Below are 4,009 nucleotides of genomic sequence, written 5' to 3'. Positions count from 1 at the left end.
GCCTGCCGCCGGCCGGTATGCGTCGATTTCGCCCAGCCACCCCGGCGACATTCGTTCACGCCAGGGCTATAGGAGGGGCCCCGATCGTCCTGCGCCCCTCCGGCTTCGCCGGCCGGGCGCGCCCGAACCCGCCGCGATGGGAGCCACAATGCGCCGCCTCCGCAACGTCAAGATCGTCGCCACGCTCGGCCCCTCCTCCTCAGACCGCACCGTGATCCGCGCGCTGGTCGAGGCCGGGGCGGACGTGTTCCGCCTGAACATGTCCCACGGCAGCCAGGAGGAGATCGCCGCCCGCCATCGCATCATCCGCGAGGTGGAGCATCAGACCGGCCGCCCGATCGGCATCCTCGCCGACCTGCAGGGCCCCAAGCTGCGCGTCTCCCGCTTCAAGGAGGGCAAGGCCGAGCTGAAGGACGAGCAGAAATACCGGATCGAGCTGGGCAAGGACCTCGGCGACGCCACGCGCGCCTTCCTGCCCCATCCCGAGATCTTCAAGGCGCTCAAGCCCGGCTCGCGCCTGCTGATCAACGACGGCCAGATCCGGCTGCGGGTCGACAGCTGCGACGACACCTCGGCCGACACGATCGTCGAGGTCGGGGGCGTGATCTCTGACCGCAAGGGCGTCAACGTGCCCGACGTGGTGCTGCCGATCCCCGCCCTGACCGCCAAGGACAAGGACGACCTCGAGTTCGTGTGCCAGCTCGGCGTCGACTGGCTGGCGATGAGCTTCGTGCAGCGCGCCGACGACGTGGCCGAGGGTCAGCGCCTGGCCGCCGGCCGGGCCGCGGTGCTCGCCAAGATCGAGAAGCCCGCGGCGGTCGACGACATCGACTCGATCCTCGCCGAGGCCGACGGGATCATGGTCGCGCGCGGCGATCTCGGCGTCGAGATGCCGGTCCACAAGGTGCCGGTGATCCAGCGCCGCCTGATCACCACCGCCCAGCACGCGGGCAAGCCGGTGATCGTGGCGACCCAGATGCTCGAGAGCATGATCAACTCCCCGGTGCCCACCCGGGCCGAGGTCTCGGACGTCGCCACCGCCATCTACGACGGCGCCGACGCGGTGATGCTCTCGGCCGAATCCGCGGCCGGCGACTATCCCGTCGAGGCGGTGGCCACGATGAACTCGGTGGCCGAGGAGGTGGAGCGCGACCCCCATTTCCGCGTGCGGATGGAGGCCCTGCGCCCCGCCGCCCGGCCCCGCGTCGCCGACGCCATCGCAGCCGCCGCGCGCGAGGTCGCCGAGACCACCGACATCAAGGCCATCGCCTGCTTCACCCACGGCGGCACCACCGCCCAGCTGGTGGCGCGCGAGCGGCCGCGCGTGCCGATCCTGGCGCTGACGCCCTCCACCCGGACGGCGCGACGGATGGCTCTGGTCTGGGGGATGCACTGCATCCTCACCCACGAGGTGGAGCGCTTCAAGCTGGCGGTGGTCTCGGCCGCCCGCGCGGCGCGCGAGCACGGCTTCGCCACCGAGAACGACCGCATCGTGGTGGTCGCCGGCATCCCCTTCAACGTGGCCGGCACCACCAACATCCTGCGCGTCGCCCCGGTGGACGAGCGTCTGATCTACGAGGGCGAGCCGGAGTAGGCGCCCCCCTCGCCGGCCCGCCGCCGACGGGCCGGCCCGCCGCGCGCTTGACTCCCTCACCCGCTTGCCCCATAGCCCGCCCTCCTGAGACGGGAGGGCCGGCCGGTACGGGCTGCCGCGTCCTTCCAGATTGGCCTCCGCCGGGATCGCCCGGTCCGGGGGCGCCCCTTTCGAGGAGCCGAAAATGCCCAAGATGAAGACCAAGGCCTCCGCCAAGAAACGGTTCAAGGTGACCGGTTCGGGCAAGGTCGTCGCCGCCCAGGCCGGGAAGCGCCACGGCATGATCAAGCGCACGAACAAGTTCATCCGCAATGCGCGCGGCACCATGGTGCTGTCCGAGGCGGATGCCAAGATCGTGAAGCTCTACCTGCCCTACGCGCGCTGAGGAGGCCTGACGAATGTCCCGAGTGAAACGCGGCGTCACCGCCCACGCCCGCCACAAGAAGGTTCTTGACGAGGTCAAGGGCCACTCCGGCCGTCGGAAGAACGTCTTCCGCATCGCCAAGCAGTCGCGCGACAAGGCGCAGGAGTATGCGACCCGCGACCGCAAGCGTCGGAAGCGCACGTTCCGCGCCCTGTGGATCCAGCGCATCAACGCCGGCGTCCGCGCGATCGACGCCGACCTGACCTACTCGCGCTTCATCAACGGCCTGACGCTGTCGGGCATCGAGGTGGACCGCAAGGTGCTGTCGGATCTCGCGATCCGCGAGCCCGAGGCCTTCGCCGCCATCGTCGCCAAGGCCAAGGCCGCGCTCGCCTGAGCCCAGCCGCCCGATCGTCGCGACGATCGCCGGAATTCAGACGCCCCGCGGGACCCTCCCGCGGGGCGTTTTCGCGCGCCCCCCCGGGCGCGCGGCTCGTTCAGGTCTCGGTGCGCAGGGGGGCGGCCGCCTTCTCCGCCGCGCGCCGCAGCCAGGAGCGGCGGCGCCAGCGGGTGATGTCCACCGGCACGCAGCGGTCGCGATCCTCGTCGAAATGGCCGTCGAGGCGGGCGGTCAGCTCCGAATCCAGCAGGTTCAGCGACAGTTCGTGATCCTTCAGCCGCGAGCGCTGGTTGAAGTTGGCCGACCCGATCGAGGCCAGCCGCCCGTCCACCGTGATCAGCTTGGCGTGCAGCATCGTGGGCTGGAAGCGCATCAGCTTCACCCCCGCCCGCATCAGGTCCGACCAGAACTCCGAGCCCGCCAGCTCCGACAGCCGCTTGTCGATGATCGGGCCCGGCATCATCACCTCGACCTCCACGCCGCGCTTCGCGGCGGCGATCAGGAGGTCGGCCATGGTCTGGTCGGGCGAGAAATAGGGCGTGCAGATCCGCAGCCGCCGCCGCGACAGCCGGATCAGCGCGTTGTGCAGCCGCGCGATGGAGTTCATCCCCACCGAGGCGCCCGCCGGCACCACCTGCACCAGCGCCCCCCCCGCCGCGTCCACCCCGGGGCGCGAGCGCGAGGGCGTCGGCGCCACCGAGAACAGCGGCCCCAGGTCGCCGCCCGCCTCCATCCAGTCCTCGTAGAAGGCCGCGCGCAGCCCCGCCACCGCCGGGCCGCGGATGCGGAAATGGGTGTCGCGCCAATGCTCGGGCGCGTCCGCGTCGCCGTCCCACTCCGAGGCGATGCCGACTCCGCCGGCGAAACCGACGCGCCCGTCGAGGATCAGCACCTTGCGGTGGGTGCGGTGGGCGCTTCGCCACAGCCGCCAGGTGCTCAGCGGGCGGAACCAGCGCACCTCGACGCCGGCGTCGAGCATCATCTGCAGCTGCCCGCGGTCCATCGGGCGCGCGCCGAACCCGTCCAGCACCACCAGCACCTCCACGCCCTCGCGGGCGCGGGCGGCCAGCGCCTGGGCGAAGCGCTCGGCGATGTCGCCGGTCCAGTAGACGAAGGTCAGGAACTCGATGCGCCGGCGGGCCTGGGCGATGGCCTCCAGCATGGCGGGGAAGATCTCGACCCCGTTGCGCAGCACGTCGATGCGCGCGCCGTGGCTGAAGGGGGCGCCCACCGCGCTCTCCAACGCCAGCGCCAGCCGGCGGGCGGCCGGATCGTGCAGGGCGCGGGCAGGGCGCGACAGGGTCGGAAGGTCCTGGGGCATGACGCTCGATCTTGGCTGCGGTCGACGAGGGGCCGAACATGGAAAACCGCTCCGAGGAGCGGACGCCCGAACAGGTGGACGCCGCGCAGGGCGCTGCCGCGGCCGGGTCTTGTCCACACCATGGCGCCGCGGGGCTGCGGGGCAAGCCCGCGTCGACGACAAAGGTCGGGCGCAAGCACGCAATGGGGTCACAGGCCGGGCGGGGAAGCCCTCACTGCAAGCGCCGGCCGGACGGAAGACGGCGAAGGGGACGCAGGGCGGGGCGGTCGCGGCCGCGCAGCGGACGCGCCGGGGCGCCCGCGTCCCCGGCCGACCGCGCGTCCCCCGCAT

4 protein-coding genes are annotated in these 4,009 nt (G+C 72.1%); 3 read left to right on the top strand and 1 reads right to left on the bottom strand.

Annotated features, from left to right (window positions below; translation table 11 throughout):
• Nucleotides 1-148 precede the first annotated feature (148 nt).
• From pyk to rplT, 3 genes are all read left to right on the top strand, one after another.
• The gene (gene pyk, locus AAC134_RS23550; protein ID WP_339952203.1) at nt 149-1,594 is read left to right on the top strand and encodes a pyruvate kinase; all 1,446 of its coding nucleotides are present in this window, start codon (nt 149-151) and stop codon (nt 1,592-1,594) included.
• A gap of 184 nt (nt 1,595-1,778) precedes the next feature.
• Nucleotides 1,779-1,979 (top strand): 50S ribosomal protein L35, encoded by a 201-nt coding sequence (gene rpmI, locus AAC134_RS23545; RefSeq protein ID WP_339952201.1) that lies wholly within the window; start codon nt 1,779-1,781, stop codon nt 1,977-1,979.
• Nucleotides 1,980-1,992: 13 nt separating this feature from the next.
• On the top strand, nt 1,993-2,355 hold the full coding sequence (rplT, locus tag AAC134_RS23540; RefSeq protein ID WP_339952199.1) for a 50S ribosomal protein L20: 363 nt from the start codon (nt 1,993-1,995) through the stop codon (nt 2,353-2,355).
• A gap of 100 nt (nt 2,356-2,455) precedes the next feature.
• On the opposite strand, the gene AAC134_RS23535 is transcribed toward rplT, so the two are convergent.
• Nucleotides 2,456-3,679: a phospholipase D-like domain-containing protein gene (locus tag AAC134_RS23535; protein ID WP_339952197.1), complete on the bottom strand. Its 1,224-nt coding sequence runs from the start codon at nt 3,677-3,679 to the stop codon at nt 2,456-2,458.
• Nucleotides 3,680-4,009 lie beyond the last annotated feature (330 nt).

The organism is uncultured Albimonas sp. (assembly GCF_963977235.1).
In the GTDB taxonomy this organism is placed as follows: Bacteria; Pseudomonadota; Alphaproteobacteria; order Rhodobacterales; family Rhodobacteraceae; genus Albimonas.
The sequence above is the reverse complement of the archived record's forward strand: the minus strand, read 5'-3'. Positions and strand labels throughout refer to the sequence as shown.